The following is a 17,812-nucleotide window of genomic DNA, read 5'->3' as shown; positions in this document are numbered from 1 at the left end:
ACCCGCCCTTTTGCCGACCGGTCGGCCCGCCGGTCGGCCCGCCGGTCGGCCCGCCGGGCGGACCGTCGGCCCATTGGCCCGTCGGCCCGTCAGGAGGGCGTCGCTCCCCCCTTGGCCGAGACGGTGACGTGGTCGACCCGCATGGGGTGGCCCGGTGCGGTGGCCGGGCCCGCCGTCGCGCCGTCCGCGAGCGGGAGGTTGCCGCCGACGGCCACGTTCAGGATCAGGAACACCCCGTGGTCCACGGCCCGCTTCCAGGTCGCCGGGTCCATCCGGTCGGCGCCCACCCGGTGGTACACCCGGCCGTCCAGGGACCAGCGCACCTCCTGCGCGCCGGGCGTGAGGTCGACCTCGACGGCGTACGAGTGGAATGCCGCGCGGCAGTCCGGGCAGGGCTGCGGGCCGGAGGTCAGCCCCTTGGGCTCCTCGCACGGGCCGCCGCCCAGGACCCCGCAGTGCATCGTGCCGAAGACGCTGCCCCGTCCGTTGACGCTCTCCATCACGTCCAGCTCACCGACGGACGGCCAGCCGGTGTACCCGTCGCGCAGCGGCGCCCCCAGGGCCCAGAAGGCCGGCCAGTACCCCGCGGCCTCGGCGCCCGTCACGTCCGGCAGGGCGATCGACGCCTCGATCCGCAGCACCCCGCCGGGCGGTGGCGCGAAGTCGGCGCGCCGGGTCTCGATCCGCCCCGAACTCCACCGGCCGTCCTCGCGGGTGGGGACGATCTCCAGCGCGCCCTTGCCGTCCAGGCGGACGTTGTCGGGCGAGTCCGTCATCGTCTCGATCTCGCCGGTGCCCCACTGCGGGGCCGGGCAGCCGGGGTAGCACGTCCCCAGGTCGTACTGCCAGTTCGCGCCGGACGGGCGGCTGCCCGCCGGGCCGTCGAACTCGTCGCGCAGCAGCTCCCGCCACCCGTCGGCGCCCGGCGGCGTGGCGGCCCGCGGCGTCCCGGGGGCGGACCCGGCCGTGGGCAGCGCATCGGAGTCGGTGAGCAGCCGTTCCAGCCGGGAGGTCAGGACGACGGCCGCCACGTTCGTGAGGTGGGAGTCGTCCCGGTAGAGCAGGATCCGGTCCAGCACGGCGGGGCAGGTCGGGCCGGTGCCCGGGCACAGGACCGGGTTCACGCTGATGCTCCGTACGCCGGGCAGCGCGCCGGAGGCGATCCGCCGCGCCAGCGCGTCGGGCAGCTGGGCGGCCTCCCGGCTGAACGCGCAGGTGCCGGGCGCCGTGGGGCTGCCGGAGACGCACGCGGGGATGTCCCTGCCGGGGACGGGGGTGTCCTCGATGTACACGATCGGCACCCCGAGGGCGCGCAGCGGCTTCAGCGTCTCCTCCCACCCCGCGGCCAGCAGCGCGGGGTCGGCGGTGTAGCGGCCCAGCGAGGAGATCACGACGAGGCGGGGCTTCGGCTGCTGCCGCAGCCGGTCCAGCGCGTCCGCCCGCCAGGTGTCGCATTCCCGGTAGGTCCGGCCGAGTTGGGGGCTGTCCACGGCCACCTTGGGCAGCGGGCAGCCCTGCTTGACCAACTCCTGCAGGGCCCAGCCGCGTTGGGAGGCCAGCGCGAGCAGGGGCGAGAACCACTGACCGGCGTGCGAGTCGCCGAGGAGCACGATCCGGTCCGGGCTGTTCACGGCTCCGAACAGGCAGGCCGGGCTGCGGGTCACGGCCGGGTCCACCTCGCAGTCCCCGTCCGGCGGGAAGTCCTTGCTCGCCTGGGCGGGTCCCGGCACCACCGGGCCGTCCAGCGGCGGCGCCGCCGGGCCGCGGGCGAGCAGGGTGGGCCCGGAGGCGGCGCCCGGCGGGAGGCCGCGCAGGTCGACAGGGGTGTCCGGACCCAGCAGGCGCAGCGTGGCGGTGCCGACCACCAGGGCGAGGACGACCGGCATGACGATGGCGGTCACGCCCACCGCCAGGCCGCGGCGCGGGAGTTCGGAGACGGTGCGGCTGCGGCGCAGCGGCCGCTCCACCCAGCGCATGGTGGCGAGGGCGGGCAGGACGGAGGCGAGGGTCAGCGCGGTCTTGGCGGGCCAGCCGAGCGCGCCCAGCCCGGCCTCGGCGAGCACGAGCACGGGCCAGTGCCACAGGTAGAGGGTGTAGGAGAGCCGCCCGACGGCCCGGGGCGCCCGGCCCGCGAGCAACCGGCCGACACCGTAGGCGCCTTGGACGTCGCGCTCGCCCCGGCCGGGGATCGCGGCAAGGATCACGGCGGCGGCGCCGAGCGTGGGGACGAGGGCCGCGGATCCGGGGTACGACGTGCTCGCGTCGTACGACACCACGCACCAGCCGATCGCCGCGGCCCCGGCCCAGCCGCACAGCAGCCGCAGCGGACGCGGCCCGCGCAGCAGGTGCCAGGGCAGCAGCGCCAGCAGGGCTCCTGCGGCGAACTGCCAGACGCGCGAGGGGGTTCCGAGGTAGGCGAGCGAGACGGAGTGCTCCGTCCAGCGCAGGGACAGGGCGAAGGAGCCGACGGCGAGCAGCAGGGTGACGAGCGCCACGACGGCGCGCACGACCCGGCCGCGGCGCACGGCGCGCGCCGCACAGAAGGCGATGACCGCCATCAGCGGGGCCCAGAACAGGTAGAACTGCTCCTCGACGGCCAGGGACCAGAAGTGCAGGAGCGGGCTCTGGTCGTGTCCCGCGGCGAGGTAATCGGTCTGCCGCGCGACGAACCGCCAGTTGGTGAAGGACAGGGCCGCCGCCACGACGTCGTACTCCAGGGCGGCGCGCCGCAGCGGTACGGTCAGCCAGGCACCGGCCACCGCGACCGCGCCGAGGACGACGGCGGCGGACGGGAGCAGCCGCCGGGCGCGCCGGGAGAAGAAGTCCCCGAGCCGGATCCGGCCGGTGGTGATCGCCTCCCGGACCAGCAGGCCGGTGATCAGGTAGCCGGAGATGACGAAGAAGACGTCCACTCCGACGAACCCGCCCGCCATGCCGGGGATGCCGGCGTGGAAGGCGAGGACCGCGAGGACGGCCACCGCGCGCAGGCCCTCGATGTCGGGCCGGAAGGCGGAGCGGTGCGGGCTGGGTCCGGATTCGCCGCCGGAGCCGGTCGGCGGCGGTCCGTCCGCCGCGGACGGCGGCGCGGACGGCCGCGGGGCCGGGGCGGCGCTGTGCTTCCGGCGGGAGCCGGGAGTCACGGGGAAGGGCATGGTCACGGAGCCTTTCAACTCAGCCAGGGGAGCATCGGGTTGACCCACCCGGATGCCAGCAGGCCGATCAGGAGGAGGGCCGCGGAGGCGGCCAGGGTCTCGGGCCAGCGGCGGGGCCGCATGCCGGTGCGGGAGCGCGTGCCCGTACGGGAGCGCAGCGCGGCCCGTACGCGGGCGAGCGGCGCAGCGGTGTCACCGGCCGTGCTCCGGGGCTTCGTCGCCCCGCGCAGTTCGGTCGTGAGGTCCCGGATCAGCGGGACGTTGATCTGGCACTGCACCACGAGGTAGAGCAGGAGGCCCCAGTTGGGCTCCCAGCCGTTGCGGGTGACGGCGAGGGCGAGGCCGGCGGCCGCGGCGCCGTTGGAGAGGACCAGCCAGACGAGCGAGACGGCCACCACGCGGCGGGCCATGCCGCCCGACGCCTTGGCGCCGCGCACCCCCGTGGGCACCCAGGCGGCGCTGCGGCCGCGCAGGGTGTGCAGGAACGCGGTCGCCGCGGCCACGCTGGTCAGGACGTTGGCGCGGATCACCTCCACCCGCCAGCGGGTCCGGCTGATGCGCGGCAGCAGTACGTGCCAGAGCCAGAGCGGTGCGAGCAGGGGGAGCACGTGCCAGGGCCGGATGTGGTCCGGGTACCAGAACATCATCACCAGGGGCGGCAGCGGCGCCGCGAAGGTGTTCACCACCGTGGTCAGGTAGCCGACGACGCCCTCGTAGAAGCACAGCCGCATCCGCCAGGGCGCGCCCATCCGCCCCAGCACGGGGGTGCCGAGCAGGTGCAGATTGCCCATCGCCCACCGGTACTGCTGGTTGATGAAGGCGGTGGCCTCGTCGGGCGAGGTGCCCTTGGCGACGAGCACCGGCACGTACAGGGTGCGGAACCCCTGCTCGTACAGGGCGAGTCCGGTGTACAGGTCCTCGCTGTGATCGAGCCGGGCGAAGCCCCCGGCCAGGTCGATCGCGCGGCGGCGGTAGACGGCGTTGCTGCCGCAGCAGATGGCGGCGTCGCTGGCGTCCCGGGACGGCTGGATCCAGCGGAAGAACCACTCCTGGGCGGAGCCCGCGGCGCGCTGGATCCAGCCCATGCCCTCGTCGGTGTCGAAGCACTGCGGGCTCTGCACGATGCCGACGGCGGGGTCGGCCAGGTAGGGGACGAGGTGGCGCAGGAAGTCGGGCCGGGGCGCGAAGTCCGCGTCCAGGATGGCGATGAACTCCGCGCTGCTCAGGGTGAGTGCGTGGTTGAGGTTGCCCGCCTTCTTCAGGTGGCCGCGGTCGGGGCGTACGACGTACTCGTATCCGTGCGCCGCGGCCAGGGCGGCCACTTCGGGCCGGTCCGCGTCGTCCAGGATCCACACGGTGAGCGCGCCCGGCCAGTCGACCTCGGCGACCGCGCGGTAGGCGTTGGCGAGGACGGGGAGGGGTTCGCCGCAGGTCGGCAGGTACAGGTCGACGCTCGGCGCGGTCGCGGGCTGCCAGGCGTGCACGAGTATCTCGTGCGACCGCCGGGTCAGCCGGCGCTTGCGCAGGCTGTTGACGGAGGAGAGGACCAGGGCCACGACATTGAGGCCGAGGACCGCGAGGAACACCCACAGGGCGGGTGTCCGCAGGGCGAAGGTGAACATGGTCGCCGCGGTGAAGGTGAAGGCGAGCGAGGTGCTGATCAGGACCCAGCGGCGCTGCGGGCCGAAGTACCAGTACAGCTCGTCGTCGGATGGTGGCTGCGGAAGATGATGCACGGTCATAAAGCCCCCCACGGCTGTTTATGTGCCGGTTTCAGGTGACCCACCCTACCGCCAAAGGTATAGACCACTCGTCGGATCGCGGGGTAACCACGCGAATGCCACACGGAATTGGCGTGATTGAAATGGTCCAGACCTGTTTGCGATCCCATTCGAACGGCCTGGCCGACCGGCCTGGAAAGCCGCAGGTCACAGGCGGGTGAACAGTCCCGGAAGAGTTGAGGCGGCCGGTCGTCCGACCGGTACGTCCCCGAGGCCGTCCGTACCGTTCCTCCAGCGTTCCTTGAGCGCGGTGGACCAGCGTGGGTACCGCGCCGCACCAACGGCCGACGGCAACACGAACCCCCAACCACTCACACAGGGAGACGCGTATGTCCGACACCACGAACACCCCCGAGTTCGAACTCCAGGACCTGGCACTGGACCTCGGCGACCTCACCGTGACCTCGATGCGGGACACGGTCGCACTGCCCGAGGGCGGAGCCTCATGGGGCTCCTCCTCCTGCCAGGGCTCCTCCTCCTGCGCGCATCCGCAGATCGAGACCCCGACGGTCTAGTCGGGGCGGGAGCACCCGCACCGCACCGCACAGCTGAGCCGCGCCTCCTCCCGCCGTTGCCCCGTGTACGGCGGGAGGAGCCGCGCAGGACGACCGGCAGGACGGGGAGGGAGCGCCATGGAGCAGTCACAGGGGCGGTCGCAGCCGCAGCAGGGCTCGTGGCCCTCGCAGCCCGGTGGGCGGCCCCGCGGTACGGGCGGCGACGCGGCCGGGGACATCACGTCCGGCGGGGCGCCCCGCACGGGTGGCTACCACGTGGACTCCGCGCCCTCGGTGCTGGTCCGCGCCACCGTGCTCGCCCATCCCGCCCAACTGCCGCCCTCCGCACACGTACGCACCCTGCTCGCCCGCCTGCACCGCATCGACGCACGGCTGCTGCGCATCACCGAGCCCCTCGGCGACGCCCTGTACGCGAGCCGGGACGGCCATCCGCCCGCGTTCCACCGCGATGTCGCCCTTCCGCTGCGCCGCGCCCTGCACAACGGCCGCGAACCCCGGCCCACCCTGCTGGAGCGCCTCGGCGACCTGCCGGACCGGCTGCCCCTGCTCACCACCTGGCTCGCGCTACGGGCCGAACGCGCCGAGGTGCTCACGGACGTGGCCGCCGCGGCCGAGCGGGCCCTGGCCGCCGAGCGCGCGTCCCTCGCCACGCTGTGCCGCGCACCGGCCCTCGGCAAGGCGGTCGCCCTCACCAGCGCCGATCTGCTCCGGGCGGTCGAGCGGGCGGGCACCGGCGGGGCGGACCGCAGGGCGCGCAAGGAGGAACCCGCCGTCCTGCGCTACGCGTTGCGGGCCAGCACCAAGACCAGCCCGCTGTCCTGGTTCACCGCGGTCGGCTGGGGTGCGCTGCCCGAGGCCGCCGGGCCCCTCCGGGACTGGGGCACCGCGCCACTGCTCGACGGCCCCCTGCGCGCGGTCGTCAAGGTCAACCGCACCCTGACGAGCGCCCTCACCCTCGCGCTCCTGGCCGCTCCGCACCGCCGGGCCGCGCTCCCCCACCGCATCACCAGCACCGCCCGGATCACCGACATCCGGGCCGCGTACTCCCGCGACCGGACCGCGTTCGCCGGTGGCCGCTACCTGGTGGCCGAGGAGGACGAGGTGGACGTGCCGCGCGGCGGTCCACTGCGCCTGATCACCGAGGGAGCGCGAGACCCCGCCGCACTCGCCGAGTTGACCGCACTGCTGACCACGGCGCTGAAGAGAGCGGGCGACGGCGCACCCGCCGCGGCCGCGGCCTTCCTCGACCGGCTCGTCCAGCTGGGCCTGCTGGTGCCGGGCGACCCGGTCCCGCCCCAGGACACCGACCCGCTGGAGCGCCTCGCGGCCTGGCTGCGCACGCTCGGCCCGGCGGGACCCGACGGCGGCGGGGCGGAAGCGGCGCTCGCCGACCGGCTCGGTGAACTCGGCCGGATGACGGTGGACTTCGGGAAGACGCCCGCCGCCGGGCGCCCCACCCTGCTCGCCAGCCTGTCCCGGGACTGGGCGGCCGCCCTGGCCGACGCCGGGGGGCCCGTACCGGCCGCGTCCGCCCCGCTCAACGTGCTCTCCGAGGACGTGATCGCCCCCCTCCCCCTGGCCGTCGGCGGGTTCCTCGGCGGCGCCGACCACGAGGCGCTCGGCGAAGTCACCGCACTGGCCGAGCTGTTCGACCTCGGCCACCTCGTCCGCCGCCTCGTGCGCGACCGCTTCGTCGAGCGCTACGGCCCGGGCGGCGTCTGCCGTCACCCGTGGGAGTTCGGCACTGAGGTCGCCGGGGCCTGGGAGGACGCCGGGCGGCTGGCGGCGCTCACCCCCGAGGACCGCGGCGCCTTCCCCACCGGAGCCGACGAGCTCGCCGCCCTGCGCGCGGAGGCGGTGCGGGCGGTCCGCGACGCCCTGACGGATGGCCTCGAGGACCCCCACGAGGTCGTCCTGCCGCAGGACTTCGTCAAGGGACTCGGCGAGCGACTGCCCGGCTGGACGGCCGAACGCCCGCTCAGTTACGCGTACTTCCTCCAGCGCGCGCCAGGTCCGGCACCGGAGGCCGCGCCCGGCGAAGGCCCCGGCCCGCTGTGCGTGAACCACGTGTACGGCGGCTGGGGCCGGTTCACCAGCCGCTTCCTCGACGCCCTCGATCCGCGCGCCCGGGCCGAGGTGTCCCGGCAGATCCTGCGCGGGCTGGGGCCCGGCGCACGCGCCGCGCAGATCCGGCCCGTCGGCGGGTTCAACGCCAACCTCCACCCCCTGCTCGTCCCGGACGAGATCGGCCCGGACCGCCGCTGGGCGTCGATCGGCGAGGGCGACCTGGACCTCGTCCACGACGAGGCGGGCGACCAGGTGCGGTTCCGGCTGCGCGGCACCGGGGAGCAGCTGGACGTCCTGTACCCGGGTTTCCTCGCGCCCGTCCTGCTGCCGCGCCGCATCGCGGCCCACCTGGCCGACCATCCCCACGGCGCCGTCGACTTCGGGGCCCTGGCGCCCCGGCACGCCCTCGCCGTGCCGGGCGGCCTGGTGACGCGCACCGCCCGGCTGCGCCACCGGCACGTGGTGCTCCGCCGCCGCCGCTGGCTGCTGCCGCCCGACGTGGTGCGGGCCCTGCGTGCCGACCTCGGCTCCGAGACGGTACCGGCCGGGGCCACGGCCCGCTGGCGCGCCCTGCTGGACCTGCCCGAGCAGGTCTTCCTGCACCCGGCCGCCGTGGTGTCCGGCGGCGCGGGGGCCAAGGACGCGTTCCTGCACCGGCTGAGCCGCCCCAAGCCGCACCTCGTGGACCTCGGCAACGCGCTGCACCTGCGCTGCCTGGCCAAGTGGCTGTCCCGGCACACCGACACCGGCGCGGTCCTGGAGGAAGCCCTCCCCGCGCCCGGCGGCCGGGACGAACCGGCCCGCGCGGTGGAACTCGTACTGGAGGTCTACCGGTCCGGACGCCCCCGATGAACCGACCCCCGACGACAGCGGAAGCGAGCGTGCGCGCGGTGCGACCCTCCTCAGGCAGCCCCGAAGACACCTCCGAGGACCCCTCCGAGGACCCCTCCGAGGGCGCCTCCCCCGGCGGCGCCCGCCCCGGCAACACGGCGCGCGATGTGGTCGCTTACTATCACCACCCGGTCAAGGCGCCGTTGCTGCGGGCGGTATTGCTCCCGCTCGCCGCGGCCGCCGCCGCGGCGGGACTGGCGGCCCACGTCGAGCGGCACTGGCTGTACGGGCCCCACCTGAGGCTGCGCCTGGAGGGACCGGTCGAGCGGGTCGAAGCGGCCGCCGCGGCCGCCGCGACCACGATCCGGGACTGGCTGCGGGTCCACCCCTCGCAACGCGACCTCACCGACGCCCAGTTGCTGGAGCGGGCGGCCGAGGCCGGGCGCGCCGAGCTGATCGCCCCGCCCTACGGGCCGATCGTGGCGGACAACACCGTCCGCGTCGTGGGTGTCGACCGCACCTCCCTGCGGGGTCTCCTCGGCGACGACGGCGCCGACCTGCGCGACACCCTGCTGCGCGCCGGGCTGGACGCGCTGCGCGCGGGCACCGGCTTCCTGGCCGAGCACGACGACGGCGCCCGGGCCCGGCTCCAGCTCGCGGTGACCGCGCTGGCCGCGCACGCCGGCGCCCACCCCGGCGGCCTGCCCGGCGGGCACTACTCGTACGTCTCCCACCTCGAGGACTTCCTCTTCCACGACGACCCGGACGGGCGGCTGCGGGAGCGGTTCGACCGGCACTGGGAGCACGCGGGCGACGCGGTCACGCGGCTCGTCGGACGCGTCTGCGGCGGCGGGGCGCGGGGTTGGGAGCGGGCCTGGACCGCCTATTCGGCCGGTGCGTGGGAGCTGGCGCGGGGCCGCTACGACGCGGGCGCCGACCTGCACGGCGACGCGGACGCCTACCGGGCGCGGGCCGCGGCCACCGGGGACGCCGCGGCGGCGCGGCGCTGGAACCACGAGGAGCGGACCGGTTTCAGCGACTTCCACCACCTGCTGCGGCGCTCCGACCCGGAGGGGACGATGTGGAGCCGCCCGGACTACCTGGTGTACCGCGCCTGCACCAACGCCCTGTACCGCCAACTCGCCCTCTGCGACGTCCGTCCGCTGGAGCGGTACCTGGCGGCGCACCTGGTGGTCCGCTCGGTGCCGGTCCTCACCGGCACCGACTGGCGTACGGAGATCGGCGCGGCCGTCGACGCCGTGGAGGCGCGGTCATGACCGGCGCCGCCCCGGCCGCCCGGCGCCTGCGCCCCGGGGTCGCCGTCACCCCGCTGCGCAGCGGCCTCCACCTGCGCGGCCGCCGCGGCAGCCTCACCCTGGAGGGCAGCGAAGCACTGCCCGCGCTCTGGCGATTGCTGGCGCAGCCCCTGCGGGACGGTGGCCTGACGGACTTCCTGGACGCCCTGCAGGCGGCTCCGGCCCTGCGCTCCGCCGTGGACACCCTGCTCGGACAACTCGACGCCCACGGGCTACTGGAAGCCGACCCCTCCCCGGGGGCAGGTGCGGGCCCCGGTGCGGCCTCTGCGGCGGTCGCAGGTGCGGGCCCTGCTGCGGTCGCCGGGGCGGCCCCCGGTCCAGTCGCAGGTGCGGGCCCCGGGGCGGTCGCCGGTGCGGGCCCTGGGGCAGGCTCTGGGCCGGTCGGGGATGTGGGCACCGGTCCCGTGGCCGACTGGCTCGGGGGGAGCGCCGAGTGGCCCGGGGTCGCGGGTGCCGCGCTCGCCGGGACGCGGGCGGACGTCGTGGCCGCCGTACCGGAAGGGCCACTGGCCAGGGCCGCCGGGCGGGCGCTGGCCACCGGCGGGCTGCTCGTCGGGTACGCCGCGGATCCGGATCTGCCGGCAGACGTGGTCGTCCTGCGGGCCCGCGGCGCCGGACCGGAGCGGTGCGTCGCCGTCGGGCACAGCGGCGGGAGCGGGTACGCCACCGCCCCGGGCAGCGCCGCGCAGGTCCGGTCCGAGGCGGCCGCGCTGACGGTACGCCTCGGTCACCCGGCGGAAGCGGCCGAGGACGCGCCCTCCTCGTTCCTCCCCCTGCTCGCGGGCGCCGCCGCGCACCGGCTCCTGTGCGCCGCCGCCGGGCTGACGGACCCGGCCCTCGAAGGGGAGGACGACCGGCTGGTGCCCGGGCTGCCCGCCGTCCTGCTCGCGGCCGCCCGCCCGCCGCGGTCCGACTACCGCACCTGGCTGGGACCGGCCCGCCTGGATCCCGACCGGCGGGCGGGGCCCGCCCCCGCCACCACCCTGGGCGACGCGCTGCGCCGTATGACGGCCCTCACGGACGAGCGCTGCGGCGCGCTGCCCGAACCCGTCCCCGGAGACCTGCGGCAGTTGCCCGTACCGCTGGCCACCTGTGCGTGGGGAGACCCGCCCGGGGCCGTGCTGGTCGGCGGGGCTCCGCGGCTGGACCTGGCTCGCCTCGACCTCTTCTGCCGGGCGGCCGAACTGCGGTTGGGAGAGAAAGAGTTCACCGTGGGTGCCACTCCGGGACACGCCCGGGGGCGGGCCCTGCGCGCGGCCGTGGCCCACCGGGCCGTACCCGTGACCGGACCGCCGTCCGTGGACGCGGCCCGGTGGTCCGGACACGCCCAGGTCCGCCACTGGTGGGCCACGCTGACCGGCCGCCTCGGCGTGCCCGCGCGGCTGGAGGTGTTCCGGGTGGCTCCGGGCGAGGAGGTGTACCGCGCCGTCGTACGTCCCTCCGCGCACCGGGAGCCCCCGGCATCCCCGGTCCCGCCGCCCCCGCCGCTCGGTGAGGCCGTGGAGGCGACCCCCGGTGACGCGGCCGCCTTCGCCGCGCTCGCCGCCGTCGTGAGCGTCCGCGCCGCCGCCTCGGCGCCGTCCGGCACGGCCGTCCGCACCTCGGGCGGCGCGCTCGCCCCGCTGGCCGCCGCCGGAGTGCGGACGGCCGCCTGGGAGGACACCGGGTGGACCGGACGCTGGCTGGCGGACCTGGCGGGACGCGAGGACACCTTCCAGGACGCGCTGCGCCGGGTGACGGCGGCCACCCCGCCCGCGCGGGCGCCCGTACCCCCGCGCTCCCCCGAACTCGCCGCCCTGCTGCGGGCGTTCGGGTTCACCATCCTGCCCACCCCACTGGAGGACCGATGACCACGGCGACGCCGGCCCGGGCCCTCCTGTCCGGGAGTCCCGCCGGAGACCTCCCGGTCCCCGTCCTCGACGCCGGGGCCGCGCTGGCCGTCACGTCCGGCCCGGCCGTGGTGCTGCTCACGCGGTGGACGCTCGGCCTCGCGGAGGAGCTGAGCCGTCATGCGCTCGCGCACCCCGTGGCCCTGGTTCCGGTGCGCCTCGACGGCGCCCTGGCGGTGGTCGGGCCGGTGCTCCGCCCGGGCGCGGCGGCCTGCCTGAGCTGCGCCGAATGCCAGCGGCTCGCCACCACGGGCGGCCGGGTGCCGTGGCGCAGCCCGGAGCTGGAGCTGGGCGGCGTACCCTCCCCGGCCCTGTCGGAGGCGCTCGGCGCCCTCGCGCTCGGCCTGCTGGAAGAGGTCCAGGACCACCGTTCCGACCAGGGCCAGGACCAGGACCAGGATCCGGAGTCTGCCGTCGTACACCTCCTCCACCAGGGCCGGGGCACCTGGTCCACGCATCGCGTCCGCCCGGTCGGCGGCTGCCCGGTGTGCCGTCCGCTGCCGCCGGATTCCGCGTCCGGCGTCGCCCCGCTGCCGTCGGCGCCCCGCCCGCTCCCCGATCCGTACGTCCTGCGCGCCCCCAACCCCCGCACCACGCGAGGCCGGTTGCGCGCGGCCCTGCACGACGAGCGGTTCGGTCCCGTGCGGCGGCTGCTGCGCTCCGAGGACTCGGCGTTCTGCCTCACCGCTGCCTTCGTGAGCGACGGGCGGTCCGTCGACGACGGCGGATACGGCCGGTCCCTCGACTTCGCGGACAGCGAGCGGATCGCGCTGTTCGAGAGCGTCGAGCGGTACGCGGGGATGCTCCCCACGGGCAAACGGACCGCGCTGCGCGCCTCCTTCGCGGATCTCGGGCCGGACCGGGCCGTGGACCCGGAGCGGCTCGGCCTGCCCGATCCGCGCTACCACGGACACCCCGCGTCCCCGACCGTCCCCTACACCCCCGACCTGGAGATGGCGTGGGTACACGGCTGGTCCCTCACCCGGCGGCGCGCGACGGCCGTCCCGGAGCACGTCGCGTACTGGGAGGTCCCGGGGAGCGCCGGGCCGCGCGTGGTGTATGAGTCGTCCAACGGCTGCGGCCTCGGCAACAGCCCCGAAGAGGCCCTGCTCTACGGCCTGTTCGAGGTAGCCGAGCGCGACGCCTTCCTGATGGCCTGGTACGCGGCGACGCCGCTGCGCCGTATCGCGGCGCCCGCCGGGGACCTGGTCACGGCGCTGCTGACCGACCGCGCGGCCCTGGCCGGTTACCGGCTCGTCCTGCTCGACGCGACGAACGACTTCGGCATCCCGGCCGTCGTGGCCGTCTGCCGGTACGAGGGCTCCCACCCGGACGCGCCCCGGATGTTCCTCGCGGCCGGCGCCCACCACGACCCGCGCGCGGCGATCCGCTCCGCTGTGGCCGAAGTCGTCACCAACGTCGTGGAGTCGGGCTCCCGCTCGCTCGCCGAGGGCGGCCCGCGCGATCCCCGGCGGCTGCGGCCGATGCTGGAGCGGCCCGATCTGGTCATGACCCTGGACGACCACGTCGGGCTGAACTCCCTTCCCGAGGCCGCCGCGCGCCTGGCGTTCCTCTACGCCGACACCCCGTGCGCCACGGTCGAGGACGCCTGGCCGGGGGCGCCCGCGCCGGTGGGCGACCTGGGCTCCCTGCTCGACGCGAACGTGGAGCGGCTGGCCCGGGCCGGGCTGGAGGTGATCGCCGTCGACCAGAGCGAACCGGGGCTGCGCGACCGGCTCGGGCTGCACTGCGTGAAGGCGATCGTCCCGGGCTCCCTGCCGATGACGTTCGGGCACGTCAACCACCGCGTCCGGGGGCTCCCCCGGCTGCTGGAGGTGCCGTACCGGCTCGGGCGCTCTGACCGGCCGCTGCACCACGAGGACCTCGCGGTCCACCCGCACCCCTTCCCCTGACCCCCACCGGGGCACGGACCACGACAAGGACCGCAGATGACGACGACCGGCACCGCTCCCGACACAGCAGCCGAGACCACCCACACAGCCCCCACCACCCACCGCGGCACCTGGCACGGCTACCACCTGTTCCTGCACTCCACGGCCGCGGACACCGACGCGTTCCTGCTGCGGGAAGCGGCCCCGTACCTCGACGGACTGGTGGCGGCCGGGGAAGCGACCGCGTGGTTCTTCATCCGGTACGGGGAGGACGGCCCCCATCTGCGGATCCGGGTGCGCGACCTGTCCCCGGCGGGCGCGGCGGCGCTGCCGGACCGGCTCGCCCGCGCGGCGAAGGGGGCACCGGCGGTGGCGGGTCCCTGGCCGTCCGCCCACGCGGAGGTCCGTACCGTTCCGTACACACCGGAGACCGAACGCTACGGCGGGGTAAGCGCGTTGCCGATCGCCGAGGAGGTCTTCGCCGCCTCCGGCCGGGTGGTGCTCGACGCCCTGGAGGCGCTGGCAGCACGGACCGGCGGGGACGGCGGCGGCTCCGCACGGCTGGCGGTCGCCGCCGACCTCGCGCACACGACGGCGTACGCCCTCGGCATGGACCGGCTCGCCGCCGCGCGCTGGCTGCGCGGTCACGCGGCGGGCTGGCGCTGGGTCACCGAAGTGCCGCTGCTGCCGGGCGCGTCGGTCCACGCCCGGGTCAACTCGGTGTACGCCGCCCAGCGTTCGGCGCTGGTCCGGCGCGCCGCCGACCTGCGGCAGCGGCTCACCGACGGCTCCGCGGCGCCCTGGCTGAACCGCTGGGCGGACCGGGTCCGCGAGGCCGACGCCTCGCTGCGCTCCCTCGGCGCCGAGGCGGGTCCGCGCGAATCCCCGTACGCCTGGGTCTGGGCCTCGCAGCTGCACATGCTGTTCAACCGGCTCGGGGTGATCCCCGACGAGGAGCGGGCGGTGTGCCGCCTGGCCGCGCGGACCCTGCTGGAGATCCCGGAGACGGCGGAGACGACGGAGACGGACGGGGCGGGGTCCGCGCCCTCGTACTTCCCGTCCTCGCACACCGCGCCCGACGTCCAGTACCTGGAGCGCAGCAAGTTCCTGGTCGGCCGCGCCGAGGACACGGCCCTGCGGCCGACCGCGCCCCTGCCGCGCGCGTCACGGCACACGGCGCGGCCCGGCCGGCCCGATGTCCCGTTGCCCACGGGCCCGTTGCCGGACGTACCGCTGAGCGCCGTCCTCGCGGGCCGGGCCTCGGCGCGCGGCGCGCTCGGGGGGCCGCTCGACGCGGCCGGGCTCGGCGCCTTGCTGTGGCACTCCCTGGCCGAGAGCAGCCGCTCCGCCCAGCACCTCGCGGACGGTTCGACCCGTACCCTCGCCCACCGCCCCTACCCGAGCGCGGGCGCCCTGTACACGGCCCGGGTGCGCTTGCTGGTGCTCGACACGGCCGGTGTGCCGCCGGGTACGTACGACTGCGTGCCCGAGTCGCGGACGCTGCGGTGGGTCGGGCCGGTGCCGCCGGTCCCGGAGATCAAGGCGCTGTCGACGTACCTGTCCCGGCCGGCGACGGACCCGGACCGGATCGGCATCGACGCGGCGCCGGTGGTCCTGGGCGTGTACGCGGACCTCGGTCTGCTGCGGCGCCGGTACGGGCTGCGCGCGCTGCGCCTGGCCCTGCTGGAGACCGGCCACCTGACCCAGACGCTGCTCCTCACGGCGTCGGCCCTGGGCCTGGGCGGCACCCCGCTCGGCGGTTTCCACGACGATCTGGCCCAGGAGCTCTTCGGCCTGGACGACCTCGGCCAGCCCCTCCAGTACCTGCTGCCGCTGGGGCGGCCCGCGACGGCTTGAGGCCGCTTCGTGCCGCCGCGCCTCATTGCGCCGGTACGGAGAGGCTCTGCAGGGCGAAACCGCGGTTGAGCAGGGTCTGGCGCCGGTAGACGGCGGGCAGGTCGGGCAGGGCGAGGAGCCGGTCGCACGCCTTCACCGACTCGGTCACGTCGCCGACCCAGTACGCGGTGATGGAGTACTCGAACAGCAGCCCCCAGCGGTAGACCCAGGGCTGGGTGAACAGGACGTCGTCCGGGGCGGGCCGGTCCAGGCAGGCCCGCAGGACGGTGTGCGCCGAGTGGTGGCGGCCGAGCAGCCGCAGCCGCGAGGCCAACTCGTAGCAGGCCTCCAGGCGTTGGGGCCGCGATTCCCAGGCGCGGGTGAACGCGTCCATCGCGGCGGGCCACTGCGCCGGGTCCCCGCTGTCGCCGTGCAGCACGCCGATCTGGAGGAGGGACTGGTAGACCTCCTCCGGCCAGCCGCCCATCGTCGCGCGCTGCTCGTACAGGCGGATGGCCTCGGCCCGCTCGCCCATGTCGCGCAGGGTCTGGGCGAGGTAGAAGACGGTCCGGCCGTTGGACGGGTCCCGTTCCATCGCGGCGCTGAGCAGCCGGACGTCGCGCTCGAACTTGTCGTGCTTGGAGCCGCCGTCCCCGTGGTCCTCGATCACGAGGGCGTCCATGTGGGCCACGGACTCGATGAGGTCGCAGGTGATGTATTCGTGGGTGGCCCCCTCGTACCGCCACGGCAGCCTGCCGCTCACCAGGCGTTTCACGCGGTATTCGAGATCGCCCTCGTGCCGGAGCATGTACGAGTCGGCCACGAGCGGGGGCATCGGCGCGTCCACGCGCAGCACCAGGTCGGCGTCGAGCAGGAGCAGGTAGTCGGCCGTGTCTCGGGCGTGGGCGATGTTCAGGCTCCGGTTGTGCCCGAAGTCGACCCAGGGCTCCTGGTGGAGGACGCCCGGGATGCCGTCCAGGGCGGTGCGGATCAGCTCCTGGGTGCCGTCGTCGGAGCCGGTGTCGGAGATGACCCAGGTGTCGATGTGGTCCCGTACGGCGGCCAGGCACCGCTCGATGACTGCGGACTCGTTCTTCACGATCATGCAAAGGCAGATGGTCGGCTTCACGGCGGGACCCTACGGACCCGGCGGCCCGTACCGGGAGCAGCGCGCCGTGCGACCCGGGTGGCGGTCCGGGGCGCACCCGAGTGGGCCCACGCGTTGGGCCGAATCACCGACCGTCGGGCGCGGCGCGGACGGCCTGCGGTGTCGGAACTTCACGATGACGGCGGCACCGGAGGTTCCGGTGATGATCACATCATGCTTTCCGAGGAGCGGTGCATGCGTCCTGAGGACAGACCCACAACCACGCTGGGCCCGCTGCCCAGGCGATCCGCCTGGCTGGCCGGTGGAACCCTCGCCTCGCTCGCGCTGGTACTGGCGGGGATCGCCTCGCCGGCCGTCGCGGCGGTGCCGGGGCTCCAGACGAACACGGCCGGGACCGTGGCCGTGAATCCGCCGGGCGGTGGCGGTGGCGACGACGGCCACGAGGACGGCCGTGGCGATGACGGCCACGGAGACGGCCGCGGGGACGGCTGCGACGACCGGCCGCCGTGGGCGCAGGACGCCCTGGTCGCCGCGCACCCCGAACCGTGCCGAGGCCCCGAAGGCCCCCCCGGGCCGCCCGGACCGAGGGGTCCGAAGGGCCCGACCGGAGCCACGGGGGCCACGGGTCACACCGGAGCCACCGGAGCCACCGGAGCGACGGGGGCCACGGGTCACACCGGAGCCACGGGTGCGACGGGTAGTACCGGAGCCACCGGAGCCACGGGTGCCACAGGCGCGACCGGAGCCACGGGCGCCACAGGCGCAACGGGTCACAACGGAGCCACAGGTCCGACGGGTCCCACGGGTCCGACGGGTCCGACCGGAGCGACGGGTGCCACGGGCGGTACCGGAGCGACGGGCGCCACAGGATCGACCGGCGCAACGGGTGGCACGGGCCCCACCGGAGCAACGGGAGCGACCGGCGCCACGGGAGCCACCGGCGCGACCGGCGCGACCGGCGCCACGGGAGCCACCGGCGCGACCGGCGCGACCGGCGCCACGGGAGCCACCGGCGCGACCGGCCCCTGCATCGACATCGACAGCTACTCCCCCTCCAACAGCGAGTCGTTCAGCGCCGCCCTGCGCAACGGCATCGCCTCCGCCGGCCGCGCACCGAGCAACGGCGCCCCGGTCGTCTGGCAGAACCTCTCGACCATCAACGGCTACCCCAACGGTGGTGACGCCGGTACGGCGTGCGGGATCTCGATCGAGTCCCAGGGAAATGACGCCTACGTCAAGGTCCTGACCACCACCGGTCGGGTCTACCAGCTGCACATCAGGGTCAACGGGGCGAACTTCACCCCGGACACGATGACGGGATGGGTACTCCAGACTCCCGGCCCCGCCCTGCGCCGGGGCAAGGGCGTTCCCTTCGCGGGCGACCTCTCGTACGGATTCTCACCGAACCGCACCAAGTGACCCTGG

Annotated in this window: 10 protein-coding genes; 7 read left to right on the top strand and 3 right to left on the bottom strand. The window is 75.6% G+C overall.

Annotation, left to right across the window (positions count from 1 at the left end; genetic code table 11):
- Positions 1 to 89: 89 nt before the first annotated feature.
- On the bottom strand, positions 90 to 3,152 hold the full coding sequence (locus tag ABT084_RS02490; RefSeq protein WP_351037799.1) for an acyltransferase family protein: 3,063 nt from the start codon (positions 3,150 to 3,152) through the stop codon (positions 90 to 92).
- A gap of 14 nt (positions 3,153 to 3,166) precedes the next feature.
- Entirely contained in the window at positions 3,167 to 4,894 is a 1,728-nt protein-coding gene (locus ABT084_RS02485) for a glycosyltransferase family 2 protein (protein WP_351037798.1), read from the bottom strand.
- Between the two features lie 368 nt (positions 4,895 to 5,262).
- Between ABT084_RS02485 and ABT084_RS02480 the strand changes: the two genes are divergently transcribed.
- The 6 genes from ABT084_RS02480 (at position 5,263) to ABT084_RS02455 (ending at position 15,300) form a co-directional block, all read left to right on the top strand.
- Positions 5,263 to 5,448: a thiazolylpeptide-type bacteriocin gene (locus ABT084_RS02480; protein ID WP_351037797.1), complete on the top strand. Its 186-nt coding sequence runs from the start codon at positions 5,263 to 5,265 to the stop codon at positions 5,446 to 5,448.
- 117 nt (positions 5,449 to 5,565) lie between these two features.
- Complete coding sequence (locus ABT084_RS02475) at positions 5,566 to 8,367, top strand: lantibiotic dehydratase (RefSeq protein WP_351037796.1); 2,802 nt, start codon at positions 5,566 to 5,568, stop codon at positions 8,365 to 8,367.
- A 38-nt stretch (positions 8,368 to 8,405) separates the two neighbouring features.
- On the top strand, positions 8,406 to 9,623 hold the full coding sequence (locus ABT084_RS02470; RefSeq protein ID WP_351037795.1) for a hypothetical protein: 1,218 nt from the start codon (positions 8,406 to 8,408) through the stop codon (positions 9,621 to 9,623).
- Entirely contained in the window at positions 9,620 to 11,512 is a 1,893-nt protein-coding gene (locus ABT084_RS02465) for a hypothetical protein (RefSeq protein WP_351037794.1), read from the top strand. The genes ABT084_RS02470 and ABT084_RS02465 overlap by 4 nt, the downstream gene beginning before the upstream one ends.
- Positions 11,509 to 13,464 carry a TOMM precursor leader peptide-binding protein gene (locus tag ABT084_RS02460; RefSeq protein WP_351037793.1) on the top strand — a complete coding sequence of 652 codons (1,956 nt, stop codon included), beginning with the start codon at positions 11,509 to 11,511 and terminating at the stop codon, positions 13,462 to 13,464. Before ABT084_RS02465 ends, ABT084_RS02460 begins: the two co-directional genes overlap by 4 nt.
- A gap of 36 nt (positions 13,465 to 13,500) precedes the next feature.
- Positions 13,501 to 15,300, top strand: coding sequence for a thiopeptide-type bacteriocin biosynthesis protein (locus ABT084_RS02455; protein WP_351037792.1), 1,800 nt, complete (start codon positions 13,501 to 13,503; stop codon positions 15,298 to 15,300).
- Between the two features lie 22 nt (positions 15,301 to 15,322).
- Here the strand turns inward: ABT084_RS02455 and ABT084_RS02450 are convergent, their stop codons facing one another.
- Positions 15,323 to 16,408 (bottom strand): tetratricopeptide repeat protein, encoded by a 1,086-nt coding sequence (locus ABT084_RS02450; RefSeq protein ID WP_351037791.1) that lies wholly within the window; start codon positions 16,406 to 16,408, stop codon positions 15,323 to 15,325.
- A 213-nt stretch (positions 16,409 to 16,621) separates the two neighbouring features.
- Here ABT084_RS02450 and ABT084_RS02445 point away from each other — a divergent pair, with 213 nt between their 5' ends.
- Positions 16,622 to 17,806, top strand: a complete 1,185-nt coding sequence (locus ABT084_RS02445; RefSeq protein WP_351037790.1) for a hypothetical protein — start codon at positions 16,622 to 16,624, stop codon at positions 17,804 to 17,806.
- Positions 17,807 to 17,812: the final 6 nt, after the last annotated feature.

Source organism: Streptomyces sp. NPDC002138 (genome assembly GCF_040296485.1).
GTDB lineage: Bacteria > Actinomycetota > Actinomycetes > Streptomycetales > Streptomycetaceae > Streptomyces.
Note: the sequence above shows the minus strand (reverse complement) of the source record. Positions and strands in the feature narration are given on the sequence as shown.

Coding starts and splice junctions, on each gene's coding strand:
- ABT084_RS02445 (WP_351037790.1), top strand. CDS start 16,622: ATGCGTCCTGAGGACAGACCCACAACCACGCTGGGCCCGCTGCCCAGG.
- ABT084_RS02480 (WP_351037797.1), top strand. CDS start 5,263: ATGTCCGACACCACGAACACCCCCGAGTTCGAACTCCAGGACCTGGCA.
- ABT084_RS02465 (WP_351037794.1), top strand. CDS start 9,620: ATGACCGGCGCCGCCCCGGCCGCCCGGCGCCTGCGCCCCGGGGTCGCC.
- ABT084_RS02485 (WP_351037798.1), bottom strand. CDS start 4,894: ATGACCGTGCATCATCTTCCGCAGCCACCATCCGACGACGAGCTGTAC.
- ABT084_RS02460 (WP_351037793.1), top strand. CDS start 11,509: ATGACCACGGCGACGCCGGCCCGGGCCCTCCTGTCCGGGAGTCCCGCC.
- ABT084_RS02475 (WP_351037796.1), top strand. CDS start 5,566: ATGGAGCAGTCACAGGGGCGGTCGCAGCCGCAGCAGGGCTCGTGGCCC.
- ABT084_RS02490 (WP_351037799.1), bottom strand. CDS start 3,152: ATGCCCTTCCCCGTGACTCCCGGCTCCCGCCGGAAGCACAGCGCCGCC.
- ABT084_RS02455 (WP_351037792.1), top strand. CDS start 13,501: ATGACGACGACCGGCACCGCTCCCGACACAGCAGCCGAGACCACCCAC.